General features: G+C 70.7%; 17 protein-coding genes. 6 read left to right on the top strand and 11 right to left on the bottom strand.

All coding sequences use genetic code 11. From position 1 onward, the window contains the following. The first annotated feature begins 171 nt into the window (after positions 1-171). Positions 172-1,233: a LacI family DNA-binding transcriptional regulator gene (locus C3488_RS18000; protein ID WP_103840598.1), complete on the top strand. Its 1,062-nt coding sequence runs from the start codon at positions 172-174 to the stop codon at positions 1,231-1,233. A 51-nt stretch (positions 1,234-1,284) separates the two neighbouring features. On the opposite strand, the gene C3488_RS17995 is transcribed toward C3488_RS18000, so the two are convergent. The 5 genes from C3488_RS17995 to C3488_RS17975 all read right to left on the bottom strand — a co-directional run bounded on the left by C3488_RS17995 (position 1,285) and on the right by C3488_RS17975 (position 5,933). Then, the gene (locus C3488_RS17995; protein ID WP_103840596.1) at positions 1,285-2,589 is read right to left on the bottom strand and encodes a DUF6986 family protein; all 1,305 of its coding nucleotides are present in this window, start codon (positions 2,587-2,589) and stop codon (positions 1,285-1,287) included. A 183-nt stretch (positions 2,590-2,772) separates the two neighbouring features. After that, the gene (locus C3488_RS17990; RefSeq protein ID WP_103840594.1) at positions 2,773-3,735 is read right to left on the bottom strand and encodes an electron transfer flavoprotein subunit alpha/FixB family protein; all 963 of its coding nucleotides are present in this window, start codon (positions 3,733-3,735) and stop codon (positions 2,773-2,775) included. 57 nt (positions 3,736-3,792) lie between these two features. Further along, on the bottom strand, positions 3,793-4,578 hold the full coding sequence (locus C3488_RS17985; protein WP_103840592.1) for an electron transfer flavoprotein subunit beta/FixA family protein: 786 nt from the start codon (positions 4,576-4,578) through the stop codon (positions 3,793-3,795). A 224-nt stretch (positions 4,579-4,802) separates the two neighbouring features. Beyond that, a complete protein-coding gene (locus C3488_RS17980) occupies positions 4,803-5,312 on the bottom strand; it encodes a flavin reductase family protein (RefSeq protein ID WP_103840590.1) in 510 nt (169 codons plus the stop codon). A 207-nt stretch (positions 5,313-5,519) separates the two neighbouring features. After that, positions 5,520-5,933, bottom strand: coding sequence for a thioredoxin family protein (locus C3488_RS17975; RefSeq protein ID WP_103840589.1), 414 nt, complete (start codon positions 5,931-5,933; stop codon positions 5,520-5,522). Between the two features lie 75 nt (positions 5,934-6,008). On the opposite strand from C3488_RS17975, the gene C3488_RS17970 reads away from it, so the two are divergent. Next, the gene (locus C3488_RS17970) at positions 6,009-6,425 is read left to right on the top strand and encodes a DUF4395 domain-containing protein (protein WP_103840587.1); all 417 of its coding nucleotides are present in this window, start codon (positions 6,009-6,011) and stop codon (positions 6,423-6,425) included. A 182-nt stretch (positions 6,426-6,607) separates the two neighbouring features. Next, positions 6,608-7,336, top strand: coding sequence for a 1-acyl-sn-glycerol-3-phosphate acyltransferase (locus tag C3488_RS17965; RefSeq protein ID WP_103840585.1), 729 nt, complete (start codon positions 6,608-6,610; stop codon positions 7,334-7,336). 6 nt (positions 7,337-7,342) lie between these two features. Here the strand turns inward: C3488_RS17965 and C3488_RS17960 are convergent, their stop codons facing one another. The 5 genes from C3488_RS17960 to C3488_RS17940 form a co-directional block, all read right to left on the bottom strand. Next, positions 7,343-8,035: a B3/4 domain-containing protein gene (locus tag C3488_RS17960; protein WP_103840583.1), complete on the bottom strand. Its 693-nt coding sequence runs from the start codon at positions 8,033-8,035 to the stop codon at positions 7,343-7,345. Positions 8,036-8,043: 8 nt separating this feature from the next. Then, positions 8,044-8,637, bottom strand: coding sequence for a transglutaminase domain-containing protein (locus tag C3488_RS17955; RefSeq protein ID WP_103840581.1), 594 nt, complete (start codon positions 8,635-8,637; stop codon positions 8,044-8,046). 98 nt (positions 8,638-8,735) lie between these two features. Beyond that, on the bottom strand, positions 8,736-9,806 hold the full coding sequence (locus tag C3488_RS17950; RefSeq protein WP_103840579.1) for a low specificity L-threonine aldolase: 1,071 nt from the start codon (positions 9,804-9,806) through the stop codon (positions 8,736-8,738). Continuing rightward, positions 9,803-10,555 (bottom strand): SDR family NAD(P)-dependent oxidoreductase, encoded by a 753-nt coding sequence (locus C3488_RS17945; RefSeq protein ID WP_103840577.1) that lies wholly within the window; start codon positions 10,553-10,555, stop codon positions 9,803-9,805. Before C3488_RS17945 ends, C3488_RS17950 begins: the two co-directional genes overlap by 4 nt. A gap of 41 nt (positions 10,556-10,596) precedes the next feature. Further along, on the bottom strand, positions 10,597-11,994 hold the full coding sequence (locus C3488_RS17940) for a DUF6421 family protein (protein WP_103840575.1): 1,398 nt from the start codon (positions 11,992-11,994) through the stop codon (positions 10,597-10,599). A gap of 422 nt (positions 11,995-12,416) precedes the next feature. On the opposite strand from C3488_RS17940, the gene C3488_RS17935 reads away from it, so the two are divergent. Beyond that, a complete protein-coding gene (locus C3488_RS17935; protein WP_103840572.1) occupies positions 12,417-13,100 on the top strand; it encodes a glycerophosphodiester phosphodiesterase family protein in 684 nt (227 codons plus the stop codon). 15 nt (positions 13,101-13,115) lie between these two features. Here the strand turns inward: C3488_RS17935 and C3488_RS17930 are convergent, their stop codons facing one another. Further along, a complete protein-coding gene (locus C3488_RS17930; RefSeq protein WP_103840569.1) occupies positions 13,116-13,673 on the bottom strand; it encodes a GNAT family N-acetyltransferase in 558 nt (185 codons plus the stop codon). A 74-nt stretch (positions 13,674-13,747) separates the two neighbouring features. On the opposite strand from C3488_RS17930, the gene C3488_RS17925 reads away from it, so the two are divergent. Together C3488_RS17925 and C3488_RS17920 are read left to right on the top strand one after the other, a co-directional pair. Next, positions 13,748-14,140: a VOC family protein gene (locus C3488_RS17925; protein WP_103840566.1), complete on the top strand. Its 393-nt coding sequence runs from the start codon at positions 13,748-13,750 to the stop codon at positions 14,138-14,140. A 61-nt stretch (positions 14,141-14,201) separates the two neighbouring features. After that, complete coding sequence (locus C3488_RS17920) at positions 14,202-14,966, top strand: VOC family protein (protein WP_103840564.1); 765 nt, start codon at positions 14,202-14,204, stop codon at positions 14,964-14,966. The last annotated feature ends 117 nt before the right edge of the window (positions 14,967-15,083 follow it).

Genomic DNA, 15,083 nt, shown 5'->3' with positions numbered 1-15,083 from the left:
GAGCGCCCCTGGGGGAAGGCGCGGCCGGAGAGTGCGGTGGACAGTCTCTCCCGCATCTGACAACGTTGTCCAGGCTCTATGCTCGACGCCACATCCTCATACGGCCCCATGGAATCCCGGTAGAACCGGGGACCGCGCATCTTCCGTGGACGACAGACAGGACAGCGCATCGTGCCCGAGACCGCCCGCCGCACCGGCCGCTCCGCAGACCGCCACGCCGGGACCCGCTACGGCAACCGTCCGACCATGAAGGACGTCGCGGCACGCGCAGGGGTGGGCCTTAAGACGGTGTCGCGTGTGGTCAACGGCGAGCCGGGTGTCACGCCCGACACCGAGCGCCGGGTCCAGGAGGCGATAGAGGCACTGGGGTTCCGGCGCAACGACAGCGCGCGGGTGCTGCGCAAGGGCCGCACCGCGAGCATAGGTCTGGTCCTGGAGGACCTCGCGGACCCCTTCTACGGGCCGCTGAGCCGCGCCGTCGAGGAGGTCGCCCGGGCGCACGGGGCCCTGCTGATCAACGGCTCCAGCGCGGAGGACCCGGATCGGGAGCAGGAGCTGGTACTGGCGCTGTGCGCACGCCGCGTGGACGGACTGGTCATCATCCCTGCGGGCGACGACCACCGCTATCTGGAGCCGGAGATCAAGGCCGGCGTCGCCACGGTGTTCGTGGACCGCCCCGCGGGGAGGATCGACGCCGACGTGGTGCTGTCCGACAGCTTCGGCGGCGCCCGGGACGGGGTCGCCCATCTCATCGCGCACGGCCACCGCCGGATCGGCTTCATCGGGGACATGCCGCGCATCCACACCGCGGCCGAGCGGCTGCGCGGCTACCGGGCCGCCATGGAGAACGCGGGCATACCGGTCGAGGACTCCTGGATGTCCCTGGGCGTCACCGATCCCGAGCGGGTGCGGCGGGCCGCCGAGGCGATGCTGGAAGGGCCCGCCCCCGTCACCGCGATCTTCGCGGGCAACAACCGCGTGACCGTCACCGTCATCCGCGTCCTGGCCGCGCACAGCCGTCCTGTCGCGCTGGTCGGTTTCGACGACATCGAGCTGGCCGACCTGCTCCAGCCCGGCGTCACGGTCGTCGCGCAGGATTCCGCCGCCCTCGGCAGCACGGCCGCCGAGCGCCTGTTCCGCCAGCTCGACGGCACGCTCATCACCCCGGAACGCATCGAGCTTCCCACCCGGCTGATCACCCGGGGCTCGGGCGAACTGCCGCCCGTCGACTGAGGTCCCGCCCAAGACCGCGACCGGGCACGACTGCCGAAGCCACAGCGCCCCTCACTGCGCCGATGCCGTCAGGTCCCCTCGCCTCGGCGCCGCGAAGCCCTCCAGGTCGGCCCGGGTCAGGCCGGTGGCCCGCGTCACCTCGCCCGTGTCCAGGGCGCCGCAGTCCATCCCCCGCAGCAGATAGCCGCTCAACGCCTTCGCCGTGGCCGGTTCGTCCAGGACGTCGCCGGCGGTGCGGTCGGCGTAGCGGGCGAGACGTGCCGCGGCCTGCTGGAAGCCCTCGCGGTAGAAGGCGAAGACGGCCGCGTACCGGGTGGGAAGGTGGCCCGGATGCATGTCCCAGCCTTGGTAGTAGGCGCGGGCCAGCGCCCGTCGGGTGAGCCTGTAGTGCAGTCGCCAGGCGTCGTGGACCTGCTCGGTGGGGCCGACGGGCAGGACGTTCGTGGAGCCGTCCGACACACGGACGCCGGTGCCCGCCGCCGCGACCTGCATGACCGCCTTGGCATGGTCGGCGGCCGGGTGGTCGCTCGCCTGGTGGGCGGCGGACACACCGAGGCAGGCGCTGTAGTCGAAGGTGCCGTAGTGCAGTCCGGTGGCGCGGCCCTCGGCGGCGTGGATCATGCGGGCGACGGCGGCGGTGCCGTCGGCGGCGAGGACGGCCTGGCTGGTCTCGATCTGGATCTCGAAGCCGAGGCGCCCCGCATCGAGCCCGTGCGCCTTCTCGAACGCCTCCAGCAGCCGCACCATGGCGGTGACCTGCTCCGGGTACGTCACCTTGGGCAGCGTCAGGACGAGCCCGTCCGGCAGCCCGCCGGCCTCCATCAGGCCGGTGAGGAAGATGTCGAGCGTGCGGATGCCCCGGTCGCGTACCGGCGCCTCCATGCACTTCATGCGGATGCCCATGTACGGGGGGGCCGTGCCCTCCCGGTACGCCTGAGCGAGCAGCCGTGCCGCGCGGGCGGCCGCCCGGTCCTCCTCGGCATGGGGGCGCGGCCCGTAGCCGTCCTCGAAGTCGACGCGCAGGTCTTCGATCGGCTCGCGCTCGAGTTTGGCGCGGACGCGGTCGTGGACGGGCTCGGCGAGTTCGTCGCCGAGCCCGAGCACGGAGGCGAACGAGACGGCGTCCGGGGCGTGTTCGTCGAGGGCGGCGAGGGCCCTGTCGCCCCAGGAGCGCACGGTGTCGGCGGCGAAGACGTCACCGGGGACGTAGACCGTGTGGACGGGCTGGCGGGTGCCGGGGTCGCCCGGGTAGCGGCGGGCCAACTGGGCGTCCACCACGGCGAGGGAGGCACTGATCTCCTCGCCGACGGCACCCGCGAGGCTCGTCGACACCCGCTCCTGCCGGCTCTGGGCCATTCCACACCCCTCCCGCTTTCCACTGCACGGAATCAACAATCCGTAGAGCGAAGCTATCCGTGGCTCTTGCCGCCGGTCAACACCGTCTCGCGCCCGGAGCGCTCCCCACCGGTAGCCCCGGGACGAGCGAAGGCCCCCGCGACCGCAGGCGCGGTCGCGGGGGCCTTCCAGCCCTGGAGCGGCTCAGCCCTTGCGGGCCTTGATCTGCTCGGTGAGCTGCGGGACGACCTCGAACAGGTCGCCGACCACGCCGTAGTCGACCAGGTCGAAGATCGGCGCCTCGGCGTCCTTGTTGATCGCCACGATGGTCTTCGAGGTCTGCATACCGGCGCGGTGCTGGATCGCGCCGGAGATGCCGGTGGCGATGTACAGCTGCGGGGACACGCTCTTGCCGGTCTGGCCGACCTGGTTGGTGTGCGGGTACCAGCCCGCGTCCACCGCGGCACGCGAGGCGCCGACGGCCGCGCCCAGGGAGTCGGCGAGGGTCTCGATGAGCGAGAAGTTCTCCGCACCGCCCACGCCACGGCCGCCGGAGACCACGATCGCGGCCTCGGTCAGCTCCGGACGGCCCGTGGACTCACGCGGCGTACGGCCGGTGATCTTCGTGCCGGTCGCCTTCTCGGAGAAGGTCACCGACAGGGCCTCGACCGTGCCCGCGGCCGGGGCGGCCTCCACGGCGGCCGAGTTCGGCTTCACCGTGATGACCGGGGTGCCCTTGCTGACACGGGACTTGGTGGTGAAGGACGCGGCGAACACCGACTGGGTGGCGACCGGGCCCTCGTCGCCGGCCTCGAGGTCGACGGCGTCGGTGATGATGCCCGAGCCGATGCGCAGCGCCAGACGCGCGGCGATCTCCTTGCCCTCCGCGGAGGACGGGACCAGCACGGCGGCCGGGGACACCTGCTCGTAGGCGGCCTGCAGGGCGTCCACCTTCGGCACGACCAGGTACTCGGTGTACTCGGAGGCGTCGTGGGCGAGGACCTTGACCGCGCCGTGCTCGGCGAGCGCGGCGGCGGTGTTCTCGGCGCCGGGGCCGAGTGCGACGGCGACCGGCTCGCCGATGCGGCGGGCCAGGGTCAGCAGCTCCAGCGTGGGCTTGCGGACGGCACCGTCCACGTGGTCGACGTAGACGAGAACTTCAGCCATGGGAACGGATCTCCTTGCGGATTGCGAAGTCTGAGGGTCGGTAAGGGAGTCGATCCCTTAGATGAACTTCTGGCTCGCGAGGAACTCAGCGAGCTGCTTGCCGCCCTCGCCCTCGTCCTTGACGATCGTGCCCGCGGTGCGCGCCGGGCGCTCGGACGCGGCCTCGACCGTGGTGTAGGCACCCTCGAGACCGACCTCGTCGGACTCGATCTCCAGGTCGGACAGGTCCCAGGACTCCACCGGCTTCTTCTTGGCCGCCATGATGCCCTTGAAGGACGGGTAGCGGGCCTCACCCGACTGGTCGGTCACCGACACGACGGCCGGAAGAGACGCCTGAAGCTGCTCGGAGGCGGCGTCGCCGTCCCGGCGGCCCCTGACCGTGCCGTCCTCGACCGAGACCTCGGAGAGCAGGGTCACCTGCGGGACGCCCAGACGCTCGGCCAGCAGCGCGGGTACGACACCCATGGTGCCGTCGGTGGAGGCCATGCCGGAGATCACCAGGTCGTAGCCGGCCTTCTCGATCGCCTTGGCCAGCACCAGGGAGGTGCCGATGGCGTCCGTGCCGTGCAGGTCGTCGTCCTCCACGTGGATCGCCTTGTCGGCGCCCATCGACAGCGCCTTGCGCAGCGCGTCCTTGGCGTCCTCCGGGCCCACCGTCAGGACGGTGACCTCGGCGTCGTCCGCGTTCTCGGCGATCTGCAGCGCCTGCTCGACCGCGTACTCGTCGAGCTCGGAGAGCAGACCGTCCACGTCGTCCCGGTCGACGGTCAGGTCATCGGCGAAGTGCCGGTCGCCAGTGGCGTCGGGCACGTACTTCACAGTGACAACGATCCTCAAGCTCACGCCGGCTCTCCTACTGCATCGTCATTTCTGGGCTGCCTTCTTGCAGGCAGCATAGGCGCCTGAAGCGGCCGATCCCGGTCGGGGCGACTCCGCGCTCCGAACGAGATATTACTCGCCAGTACATCGAGTGAATGCCCGCTAAGCAAGCGCTTTGAACTGTGACCTTGACAACGGTGCGTAACCGGATGGGCGACGCCACGGTCAAGGGTCCGGCTGAGGACGACTCAGTCGCGGAGGCCGTTGAACCGGCCCTGGTGGTAGAGCAGCGGGCGTCCCGAACCCGAGGGATCACCGAGGACGACCTCGGCGAGGACGATGCGATGGTCCCCGGCGGGCACCCGGGCCACCACGCGGCACACCAGCCAGGCGATGACGTCGTCCAGAAGGGGCACCCCCTCCGGGCCCTCGCGCCAGCTCGTCGGCGCCCCGAAACGGTCGGCGCCGCTCGTGGCGAAGGTGCCGGCCAGGTCCTCCTGGTGCTCACCGAGTATGTGCACGCCGACGTTCTCGGCCTCCGCGATGACGGGCCAGCTGGAGGAGCCCACGCCGATGCCGAAGGAGACGAGCGGGGGCTCGGCGGAGACCGAGGTGAGGGAGGTGGCGGTGAAGCCGACCGGCCTGCCGCCACCCTGGGCGGTGATCACGGCGACCCCGGCCGCGTGCCGCCGGAAGACGGAGCGGAGCAGGTCCGGGGAGGCGAGCCGATGGGTGGCGAGGTCGGGCGTGGCCCTCATGCGATGGTCCTTCTGGGAGAGGTGACCTGAAGTCGGCGAGTGCTCAACACGCCGGACAGCGGGCACTCGCGGTGCGGGCCAGATCCACGTGGACACGCTCGAAGAGAAGGAGTTCCGGGGGCATACGGTCAGGCTGACGATAGGTGGTACACGCAGTCAAGTGCGTCCCGGCATCCGGGAGGCACGTCACCGTCGTGGACACAACCGTCAAACCGCCTCCCCCAGCGCCGCGATGACCTCGGCCTTGCGAGGCTGGCCGGTGGCCCGCCGCACGACCCGTCCGTCGGCGTCGAGGACCAGGACGGTGGGCGTCTTCAGGATGTCGAGTTCGCGCACGAGGTCGAGATGCGCCTCGGCGTCGATCTCGATGTGGGTCACGCCCGGAACCATGTCGGCCACCTCGCCGAGGACCCGTCGCGTGGCCCGGCAGGGAGCACAGAAGGCGCTGGAGAACTGAACGAGCGTCGCCCGCTCGCCGAGCCCCTGGCCCAACTGGGCCGCGCCGAGCCGCTTTCCCTCGTCCCGCCCGCGCACTCGCACTCTCCCGCTCCGTCGCCGCTGCAGCACTCCGTACGCGCTCGCCAGCGCGAGCACGGCCACGCACACCACAAGTCCCGTCATCTCCTGCTCCAGCGTTCATCGGACCGCAAAGATTCCCGGCTCCCCGATCCGATTCTCATGCGGAATGCTTGAATCATGGACATCGATGTGAGGGGCCCGCGCTTCGGGGCGGCCGTGACGACTCTTGTGCTGGCCGTGGTCCTGGTCACCGGCAGCGCCTGGCTGCTCGCCTGGCAGTTGCTGGCCTTCGCGCTGGGCGCGGCCGGGGGCGTGGCGCGTTCACCGTACGGATGGCTGTTCCGGAGGGTCGTACGCCCGCGGCTCGGGCCGCCGACGGAGTTCGAGGCACCGCAGCCGCCGCAGTTCGCCCAGGCGGTCGGGCTCGTCTTCGCCGTCGTCGGGCTGGTCGGCTACACCGCGGGACCGCAGTGGCTGGGGCTGGCGGCCACCGGGGCGGCGCTCGCCGCCGCCTTCCTCAACGCCGCGTTCGGGTACTGCCTGGGGTGCGAGGCGTACCTGCTCATGCGGCGTGTGGCGGTGCGCGCGGACTGACCGGGCATCAGATCGGAGTGGTGCGAACGGCTGACGTGACGAGGATCTCGCCGTACACGGGCACCAGGGCTGGCCCCGCGTCCGTTCTTCAGGCACGATCTGCGACAAGCCGTAAACCTACGGCTGCGTAACTTCCCGCTGGGAGCCCCTTCCCAGGCAGAGAGAAGGGTCCATCCCCATCCATGGCTGAGCTCGTCTACCGTCCCGTCATCGGTCTCGCCCTCACGATGTTCAAGGCGTGGGACCTGAAGATCGACTGCGAGGGCTCGGAGAACATCCCCCGCTCCGGCGGTGCGGTGCTGGTGAGCAACCACATCAGCTATCTGGACTTCATCTTCAACGGCCTGGCCGCGCTTCCGCAGAAGCGCCTGGTGCGCTTCATGGCCAAGGAGTCCGTCTTCCGGCACCGCATCTCCGGCCCGCTGATGCGCGCCATGAAGCACATCCCGGTGGACCGCAAGCAGGGCGAGGCCGCGTACGCGCACGCGCTGGACTCACTGAGGTCGGGCGAGGTGGTGGGAGTCTTTCCGGAGGCGACCATCTCCGAGTCGTTCACCCTGAAGAGCTTCAAGTCCGGTGCGGTGCGCCTGGCCCAGGAGGCGGAAGTCCCGCTGGTCCCGATGGCCCTGTGGGGCACCCAGCGGCTGTGGACCAAGGGCCACCCACGCAACTTCAAGCGCAGCCACACCCCGATCACGATCCGGGTCGGCGAGGCGATCGAAGCCCCCCGTGACACATATGCGGGCGTCCTGACCCGTCAGCTGCGCGAGCGGGTCCATGAGTTGCTGGAGGCCGCGCAGCGCGCCTATCCGGGCCGGCCCAAGGACCAGGAGGACGCCTGGTGGATGCCGGCCCATCTCGGTGGCACCGCGCCGACCCCCGAGGCACTGCGCGCCGCCGAAGCGCACTGAGGCCCGTCAGGCGGGGGCGTGGACGGTGATCCGCGCTCCGGGGCTGACCTTCTCCAGCAGTTCCGCGAGTTCGGCACCGGCCTGCTCCACGTCGGCCACCGGCATCGGGTTCAGGCTCTCCAGCAGGAAGAGCGCCGCGGTGGACTCCTCGGTGAGCCGGGTGCGCGGACCCTGGCGCCAGTTCCACCGGCGGCATGTCACGCCGGCCTCGTCGCGCCAGACCACCTCGCCGGCGTCCGGGTGTTCCACGGTCTCCTCACCCGCCGCGACGGTCACGAACTCCTCGTTCCCCGTCGCCCGTACGAGGTGCATGGCGCCCTGGATGCGGTCGAGGTCCTCGCCCCCGACCGGGATGAGATGGGCGACGCTGATGGCGTTGTAGATGTCCACGAGCGCGTTGATCCTGGGCAGACCGGCGTCCGACAGGGCCCGCTTGGCGAGCGCCTCGGCGGAGTTGCGGGTGCGGGACGGCTTGGCGCCGAAGGCCGTGTACACCGCGCGCCAGGCCGCCATGTGCGGGTCCTCGTGCGGAGCGCGTCCGTCCAGGCGGGCTGCGAGCCGGCGGACGGCATCGTCGAGCAGGGCGGACGTGGCCTCGGTGCTGGGCCCGTTCACGAGACCATGGGCCTCGATCGCGACATGCGTGAAGCCGGGCGCGAGGGCACGCACCTCGTCGGACACGGTCAGGGTGGTGGTCATCGCCTGCCTCAGAGTGCGGTGGGGAGCGTCTTCCAGAGGGCCGGCCGGTCGGGCGCGGCCCTGAGGGCCCTCACCACCGCCGGGTGAGGTGCAGCATACAGGACCGGATAGTCCACCTCACTGGACTTTGCGTCGGGGACCCAGGCGAGGCGCTCACCGTCGAGGGAGAACCGGGCATCGACGCCCGGTTTGTTGCCACGGGGGTCCTGACGATGCCAGGCGCCGTTGAAGCGCACGGCGACCAGACCGTGCACGGCATGACCGCTGCCGTCGTCGTGCGCCAGTCGCTGGTAGCACAGGGCCGTCGGAATATCCTCGGCCCGCAGCAGCGCGGCCAGGGCATGGGCTTTCGCGTAACAGATACCGGTGCGCCGCTCCAGCACGTCGGAGGCCCGCCAGGTGACCCGCAGGTCACCGCTGTCGGCGGAGTGCGGAATGGCGTCGCGGACGTATTCGTAGGCCGCTCGCGCATAGGCATACGAGTCCTGGACGTTCTCCGCAAGGCGCGCGGCCGTTTCCCGCACCAGCGGATGGTCATGGTCGATGACCTCGTCGGCGGCCAAGTACGCGGACAGGTCGGGCGTTTCCTGGATCAGCTCCATGCCCGCAGAGCATAGGAATGCGGCCACCCGACAGTCAATGACTTTTCGGGTGACCGCATAACTATGCACCGCGGCGTTCTGGCGTGCGTCTGCGGCGGCTAGCGCGCCATCTCCTCCTTGAGGGCCGCCACGAACCGGTCCACGTCGTCCTCGGTCGTGTCGAACGAGCACATCCAGCGCACGTCGCCCGCGGCCTCGTTCCAGAAGTAGAAGCGGAAGCGCTTCTGCAGGCGCTCGCTCACGTCGTGCGGCAGCCGCGCGAAGACGGCGTTGGCCTGGACCGGGTGGAGGATCTCCACTCCATGGACCGCCCGCACGCCCTCGGCGAGGCGCTGGGCCATCTCGTTGGCGTGGCGGGCGTTGCGCAGCCAGAGGTCCTTGGCGAACAGGGCCTCCAACTGCACCGACACGAAGCGCATCTTGGAGGCGAGCTGCATGGACAGCTTGCGCAGGTGCTTCATGCGCCGGACCGCGTCCTGGTTGATGACGACGACGGCCTCGCCGAACATCGCGCCGTTCTTCGTGCCGCCCAGGGAGAGGATGTCGACGCCGACCGCATTGGTGAACGTCCGCATCGGGACGTCCAGCGAGGCGGCCGCGTTGGCTATCCGGGAGCCGTCCAGGTGCACCTTCATGCCGTGCGCGTGGGCGTGCTCGCAGATCGCGCGGATCTCCTCGGGCGTGTAGAGGGTGCCCAGTTCGGTGCTCTGGGTGATCGAGACGACCTGCGGCATCGCGCGGTGCTCGTCCTCCCAGCCGTACGCCTGCCGGTCGATCAGCTCGGGGGTGAGCTTGCCGTCCGGGGTCGGCACCGTGAGCAGCTTGAGGCCGCCCACACGCTCCGGCGCCCCGCATTCGTCGACGTTGATGTGGGCGGACTCCGCGCAGATCACCGCGCCCCAGCGGTCGGTGACCGCCTGGAGCGCGACGACGTTGGCGCCGGTGCCGTTGAAGACCGGGAAGGCCTCGGCGGTGGCACCGAAGTGGCTGCGGACGATCCGCTGGAGGTTCTCGGTATACGCGTCCTCGCCGTACGCGACCTGGTGCCCGCCGTTGGCCACGGCCAGGGCGGCGAGCACCTCCGGGTGGGCCCCGGCGTAGTTGTCGCTGGCGAAACCGCGGACCTCCGGGTCGTGATGACGGCGCGCGTCGGTCTTGGGAGGGTTCACGGCTTCTCGGTCAGCCACAGACGGGTTCCGTTCACTTCGGTGGCGGGCTTCTCCCAGACTCCGGCGATGGCCTCGGCCAGGTCCTTGACGTCGGTGAAGCCCGCGAACTTCGCGTTGGGGCGTTCGGCGCGCATCGCGTCGTGCACCAGCGCCTTCACCACCAGGATGGCAGCCGCCGACGTCAGCTCGCCCTCACCCTTCGCCTTGTTGAAGGCGTCGGCCATGGCGAGCGTCCAGGCCTCGGCGGCGGCCTTCGCGGCGGCGTAGGAGGCGTTGCCCGCGGTGGGCTTGCTCGCGCCCGCGGCGCTGATCAGGACGTACCGGCCGCGGTCGCTGCGCTGCAGGGCGTCGAAGAAGGCGAGTGAGGTGTGCTGCACCGTGCGGATGAGCAGCAGTTCGAGCAGGTCCCAGTCGTCGAGCTTGGTCCTGGTGAAGGTCTCGCTGCCGCGCCAGCCGCCGACGAGGTGCACCACACCGTCGACCCGGCCGAAGTCCTTCTCGACGTGGGCGGCCCAGTCACGAGTGGACTGCAGGTCGAGCAGGTCCACCGTGTCCCCGGTGACGGAGGCGCCGCCGTACGCGTAGCGGGCCGCGTCCACGGCTTCCGCGAGCCGCTCCGGGTCGTTGTCCGAGCCGACGACGGTGGCCCCCGCCTCGGCGAGCCGGAGCAGCGCCGCCCGGCCGGCCGGTCCGCCCGCGCCCGCCACCGCGATCACCGCACCGCTCAGTGGCCCGTTCCCGTTCCGCATCTTCGCCTCCTGCCGAGCGGCCGTACCGGTTGCGAGGGCGCTCACGCGGCGACCCGCTCGGCCGCCTGAGCCGTGATGCCCTTGGTCGAGGCGATCACGTTCTTGAGCTTCTTCTGCAACGCCTCATAGAACATGCTCAGCGGAAACTCGTCCGGAAGCACGTCGTCCACGAGCTTACGCGGCGGCTGCGTCAGATCGAGGGCGTCGCGGCCCTTGGCCCACTTGGAGCCCGGGTGCGGGGCGAGGTACGTGGAGACCAGCTCGTATCCGGCGAACCAGTGCACGAGCTTGGGGCGGTCGATGCCGTCCTTGTACAGCTTCTCGATCTCGGCGCACAGCTGGTTGGTCACCTGCGGGGCACGCTCCCAGTCGATGGCGAGCTTGTTGTCGGTCCAGCGCACGACGTCGTGCTGGTGCAGGTAGGCGAAGAGCAGCTGGCCACCGAGGCCGTCGTAGTTGCGCACGCGCTCGCCCGTCACGGGGAAGCGGAACATACGGTCGAACAGCACCGCGTACTGCACGTCCCGGGCCTGCGGCACACCGTCGGCCTGGAGCTTCACGGCCTCCTTGAAGGCGGTGAGGTCACAGCGCAGCTCCTCCAGGCCGTACATCCAGAACGGCTGGCGCTGCTTGATCATGAACGGGTCGAACGGCAGGTCGCCGTGGCTGTGGGTGCGATCGTGAACCATGTCCCAGAGCACGAATGCCTCTTCACAGCGCTTCTGGTCGTGGACCATCGCGGCGATGTCCTCGGGCAGCTCGAGACCCAGGATGTCGACGGCGGCCGCGGTCACGCGGCGGAAGCGGGCCGCCTCACGGTCGCAGAAGATGCCGCCCCAGGAGAACCGCTCCGGCGCCTCGCGCACGGCGATGGTCTCCGGGAACAGGACGGCGGAGTTGGTGTCGTAGCCCGCTGTGAAGTCCTCGAACTTGATGCCGCAGAACAGCGGGTTGTCGTAGCGGGTGCGCTCCAGCTCGGCCAGCCAGTCGGGCCAGACCATGCGCAGCACGACCGCTTCGAGGTTGCGGTCGGGGTTGCCGTTCTGCGTGTACATAGGGAAGACGACCAGGTGCTGGAGGCCGTCCTCACGCCTGGCGGCAGGCTGGAAGGCCAGCAGCGAGTCCAGGAAGTCGGGTACCTGGAAGCCCTCGTCGGCCCACCGGTGCAGGTCCTTGACGAGCGCCTCGTGGTAGGCGGCGTCGTGCGGCAGCAGCGGGGAGAGCTCCTCCACGGCCTGCGTCGCACGGCGCACGGCGGCCTCCGCCTCCGCACGCTGCGGTGCGCCCTCGGCGTCGAAGTCGATCGAACCGTCCTTGGCCTGCCATGGCCGGATCTGCTCCACGGCATCCTTGAGCACGGGCCAAGCGGGGTGGTCCACCACCCTGTCCTGCGGAGGAACCCGCTCCTCCGAACCCACCTGCACAAGAATTTCCGTCATGACCCATCCTTCACGGGAGAACCTCTCGTAGGCACACCGTATGCATAGGGGGTTTCTCCCAGCAAGTGGGCAGTCGACAAATTATCCTGCGGGACCGCGCCTTCACCGCTTATTTTCCTGTGCTGCACGAGACAGGCGGCGACTTCCGCTGAACGCTTGGTCGGTCCCCGCGCGCTGACCAGAGGGGCGACTTCCGGCCATCGCACCCGGGGCAGGGGATGGTCAACACGGGCGAGACGCGCCCACCCCGGGGTGACACCCGACCGGCCGCTCAGTCCGGTTTCGCGCCGTCCCTGCGCCCCGGGCCCCGGCACGGTTCGGGTTCGGGGCGCGGCCGGGCCATTAGGCTGCGGCCCAGCCGCGCCGGTCCGGGGAGCGCCGCGCGGCTGCCCGAGCCGCCGTCGACGGAAGCGAGCCGAACCTTGAACTTCCTCACCATCGGTCACCGCGGAGTGATGGGTGTCGCACCCGAGAACACCCTCCGGTCCTTCGTCGCCGCCGAACGGGCGGGCCTCGATCTGATCCAGCTGGATCTGCGTCTGAGCAAGGACGGTGCTCTCGTGGTCATGCACGATGACCAGGTGGACCGTACGACCGACGGTACGGGGCCGGTCGCGGAGAAGACCCTCGCCGAGTTGCGCGCGCTCGACGCGGGCCGCGGTGAGCGCGTCCCCGTCCTCGAGGAGGTCCTGGACGCGGTGAGGACACCGGTCCAGGCGGAGATCAAGGACGTGGCGACGGCACAGGCACTGGCCGAGGTGATGCACCGCCGGGACCTCGTCGGCCGGGTGGAGGTGTCCTCGTTCCACGACGAGGCGATCAGGGAGATCGCCCGGCTCGTGCCGGGCGTCCGCACGGCGCTGATCGCAGGCCGCTACGGCACCGACGTCGTGGAGCGGGCGGTGCAGGCCGGCGCGGCGACCGTGTGCCTCGACATCCGCCGGCTGACCCTGGAAGTCGTCGAGCACGCGCGCAAGGCGGGCCTGAGGATCATCGGCTGGGTCGTCAACACCCCGGAGCATCTGCGGCTCGTCCGCGCGCTGGAGCTGGACGGCGCGACCACCGACCACCCGGAGATCAGGCGCACCGGCCGCTTCACGGCATGACCTTCGCGCACACGGTCACACCAGCGGCTTGACCAGCAGCTCGAACTGGAGGTCGTCGCGCTGGGGGATGCCGAAGCGCTCGTCGCCGTACGGGAAGGGGCTCATCTGTCCCGTACGGCGGTAGCCGCGCCGCTCGTACCAGGCGATGAGGTCGTCCCGGACGGAGATGACGGTCATATGCATCTCCTTGACGCCCCAGGTCTCGTGGGCCGTGCGCTCCGCCTCCGCGATGACCGCCTTGCCGAGGCCGCCGCCCTGCAGCGTGGGGCTGACCGCGAACATGCCGAAGTAGGCGTGGTCGCCGCGGTGCTCGAGCTGGCAGCAGGCGATGATCGCCCCGTCGCGCTCCACGGTCAGCAGCCGGCTGTCGGGCGACTCGATCACCTCCAGCACCCCCTCAGGGTCGGTCCGCCGGCCCTCGAGGAGGTCCGCCTCGGTGGTCCAGCCCGCCCGGCTGGAGTCGCCGCGGTACGCCGACTCGACAAGTGCGACCAGCGCGTCCACGTCGGCCTCCGTGGCGTCGCGGAAGGCCGGACCGGTCGTGACGGTGGCAGCGGTGGCGGGGCTGTCCATTGGGATGCTTCTCCCTGTTCCGTGGCGCGGCGCGGGCATCGTCGAGGGTAACCCGCCCACTAGGCTCCAGATGCATGGTCCATGTACTGAGCAGTCGCACCCTTCTGCGCCCGGCCGATCCGGAGCGGTCCCGGGCCTTCTACGGCGGGAAACTCGGGCTCCCGGTCTACAGGGAGTTCGGTACGGGGCCCGATCGCGGGGTCGTGTACTTCCTCGGCGGCGGCTTCCTCGAGGTGGCGGGCCGCAGCGAGACCCCGCCCTCACCGGCCCTGAAGCTGTGGCTTCAGGTGCCCGACGTGGCCTTGGCGCACAGGGAGCTGGCCTACGCCGGGGTCGCGATCGTCCGGCCGCCGGTGAAGGAGCCGTGGGGTCTGATCGAGATGTGGATCGAGGACCCGGACGGCACCGAGATCGTGCTCGTCGAGGTCCCGGCCGACCACCCCCTGCGGTACCGCCCAGGGACCTGATGCCGCCCGTCGGGGGTGGCCTTAGCGTGGTCAGGGTGGTCCCGGTGACAGGAGGTGTCCCATGAAGCTCGACGCGCCGGTGACCGGCGGGCCCTGCTGGACGGAGCTGGGCACCAGCGACCTGGAGGCCGCCAAGCGGTTCTACACCGAGCTGTTCGGGTGGCGGCCGGAGACCGACGCGCGGCCGGAGGCGGGCGGCTACACGATCGCGCACCTGGGCGACGCGGCGGTCGCGGCCCTCACCCCGCTCTACCAGGAGCCGCAGCCGGTCGCCTGGAACGTGACGTTCTCGGTGGCCGACGCCGACGCTGCGGCCGAGGCGGTGCGCGCGGCCGGCGGCACGGTGTTCCTGGGGCCGATGGACGTCTTCGACGCGGGCCGCTTCGCGGTCGCCGGCGATCCGGGCGGCGCCGTCTTCCAGATGTGGCAGCCGCGGGCCTTCCCCGGGGCGGGGCTGCTCAACGCGCCGGGCTCGCTCGGCTGGGTGGAGCTGCTGACCCGTGCCCCGGAGCGGGTCACCGACTTCTACACGACCGTCTTCGGCTGGAGCGTGCACCCCTCCGAGCAGTACACGCAGTGGGGCCTGGACGGCGCCGGCTTCGGCGGCATGGTGACGATGGGCGACCGGTTCCCGCCCGAGGTGCCGTCGCACTGGCTGCCGTACTTCGCCGTGGAGGACGTGGACTCCACGGTGCAGGTGGCGACACGGGCGGGCGCAGGCGTCCTCATGGAACCGACCTCGGTCCCGGACGGCCCGCGCATCGCCGTCCTGAAGGACCCGCAGGGCGCGGTCTTCGGCATCTACGTGGCAGGTCAGGAGGGTTAGGCCCGGGCTTCGATCCGGGTGGCGCTCCTCCTCGGCGCACGACCTCCGTCACGGGGCCGGGGTCAGCGGCGTGACCGTCACCCGTCGATGACCGGGGCGTACACCGAGCGCCGGCCG

Source organism: Streptomyces sp. Ru72 (genome assembly GCF_002920635.1).
Lineage (GTDB): Bacteria > Actinomycetota > Actinomycetes > Streptomycetales > Streptomycetaceae > Streptomyces.
This window is presented reverse-complemented; position numbering and strand designations above follow the sequence as displayed.

Excerpts from the sequence above, each read along its gene's own strand:
- C3488_RS17995 (WP_103840596.1), bottom strand. The coding sequence starts at position 2,589 with ATGGCCCAGAGCCGGCAGGAGCGGGTGTCGACGAGCCTCGCGGGTGCC.
- C3488_RS17990 (WP_103840594.1), bottom strand. The coding sequence starts at position 3,735 with ATGGCTGAAGTTCTCGTCTACGTCGACCACGTGGACGGTGCCGTCCGC.
- C3488_RS17980 (WP_103840590.1), bottom strand. The coding sequence starts at position 5,312 with ATGAGGGCCACGCCCGACCTCGCCACCCATCGGCTCGCCTCCCCGGAC.
- C3488_RS17975 (WP_103840589.1), bottom strand. The coding sequence starts at position 5,933 with ATGACGGGACTTGTGGTGTGCGTGGCCGTGCTCGCGCTGGCGAGCGCG.
- C3488_RS17970 (WP_103840587.1), top strand. The coding sequence starts at position 6,009 with ATGGACATCGATGTGAGGGGCCCGCGCTTCGGGGCGGCCGTGACGACT.
- C3488_RS17965 (WP_103840585.1), top strand. The coding sequence starts at position 6,608 with ATGGCTGAGCTCGTCTACCGTCCCGTCATCGGTCTCGCCCTCACGATG.
- C3488_RS17960 (WP_103840583.1), bottom strand. The coding sequence starts at position 8,035 with ATGACCACCACCCTGACCGTGTCCGACGAGGTGCGTGCCCTCGCGCCC.
- C3488_RS17955 (WP_103840581.1), bottom strand. The coding sequence starts at position 8,637 with ATGGAGCTGATCCAGGAAACGCCCGACCTGTCCGCGTACTTGGCCGCC.
- C3488_RS17945 (WP_103840577.1), bottom strand. The coding sequence starts at position 10,555 with ATGCGGAACGGGAACGGGCCACTGAGCGGTGCGGTGATCGCGGTGGCG.
- C3488_RS17940 (WP_103840575.1), bottom strand. The coding sequence starts at position 11,994 with ATGACGGAAATTCTTGTGCAGGTGGGTTCGGAGGAGCGGGTTCCTCCG.
- C3488_RS17930 (WP_103840569.1), bottom strand. The coding sequence starts at position 13,673 with ATGGACAGCCCCGCCACCGCTGCCACCGTCACGACCGGTCCGGCCTTC.
- C3488_RS17925 (WP_103840566.1), top strand. The coding sequence starts at position 13,748 with ATGGTCCATGTACTGAGCAGTCGCACCCTTCTGCGCCCGGCCGATCCG.
- C3488_RS17920 (WP_103840564.1), top strand. The coding sequence starts at position 14,202 with ATGAAGCTCGACGCGCCGGTGACCGGCGGGCCCTGCTGGACGGAGCTG.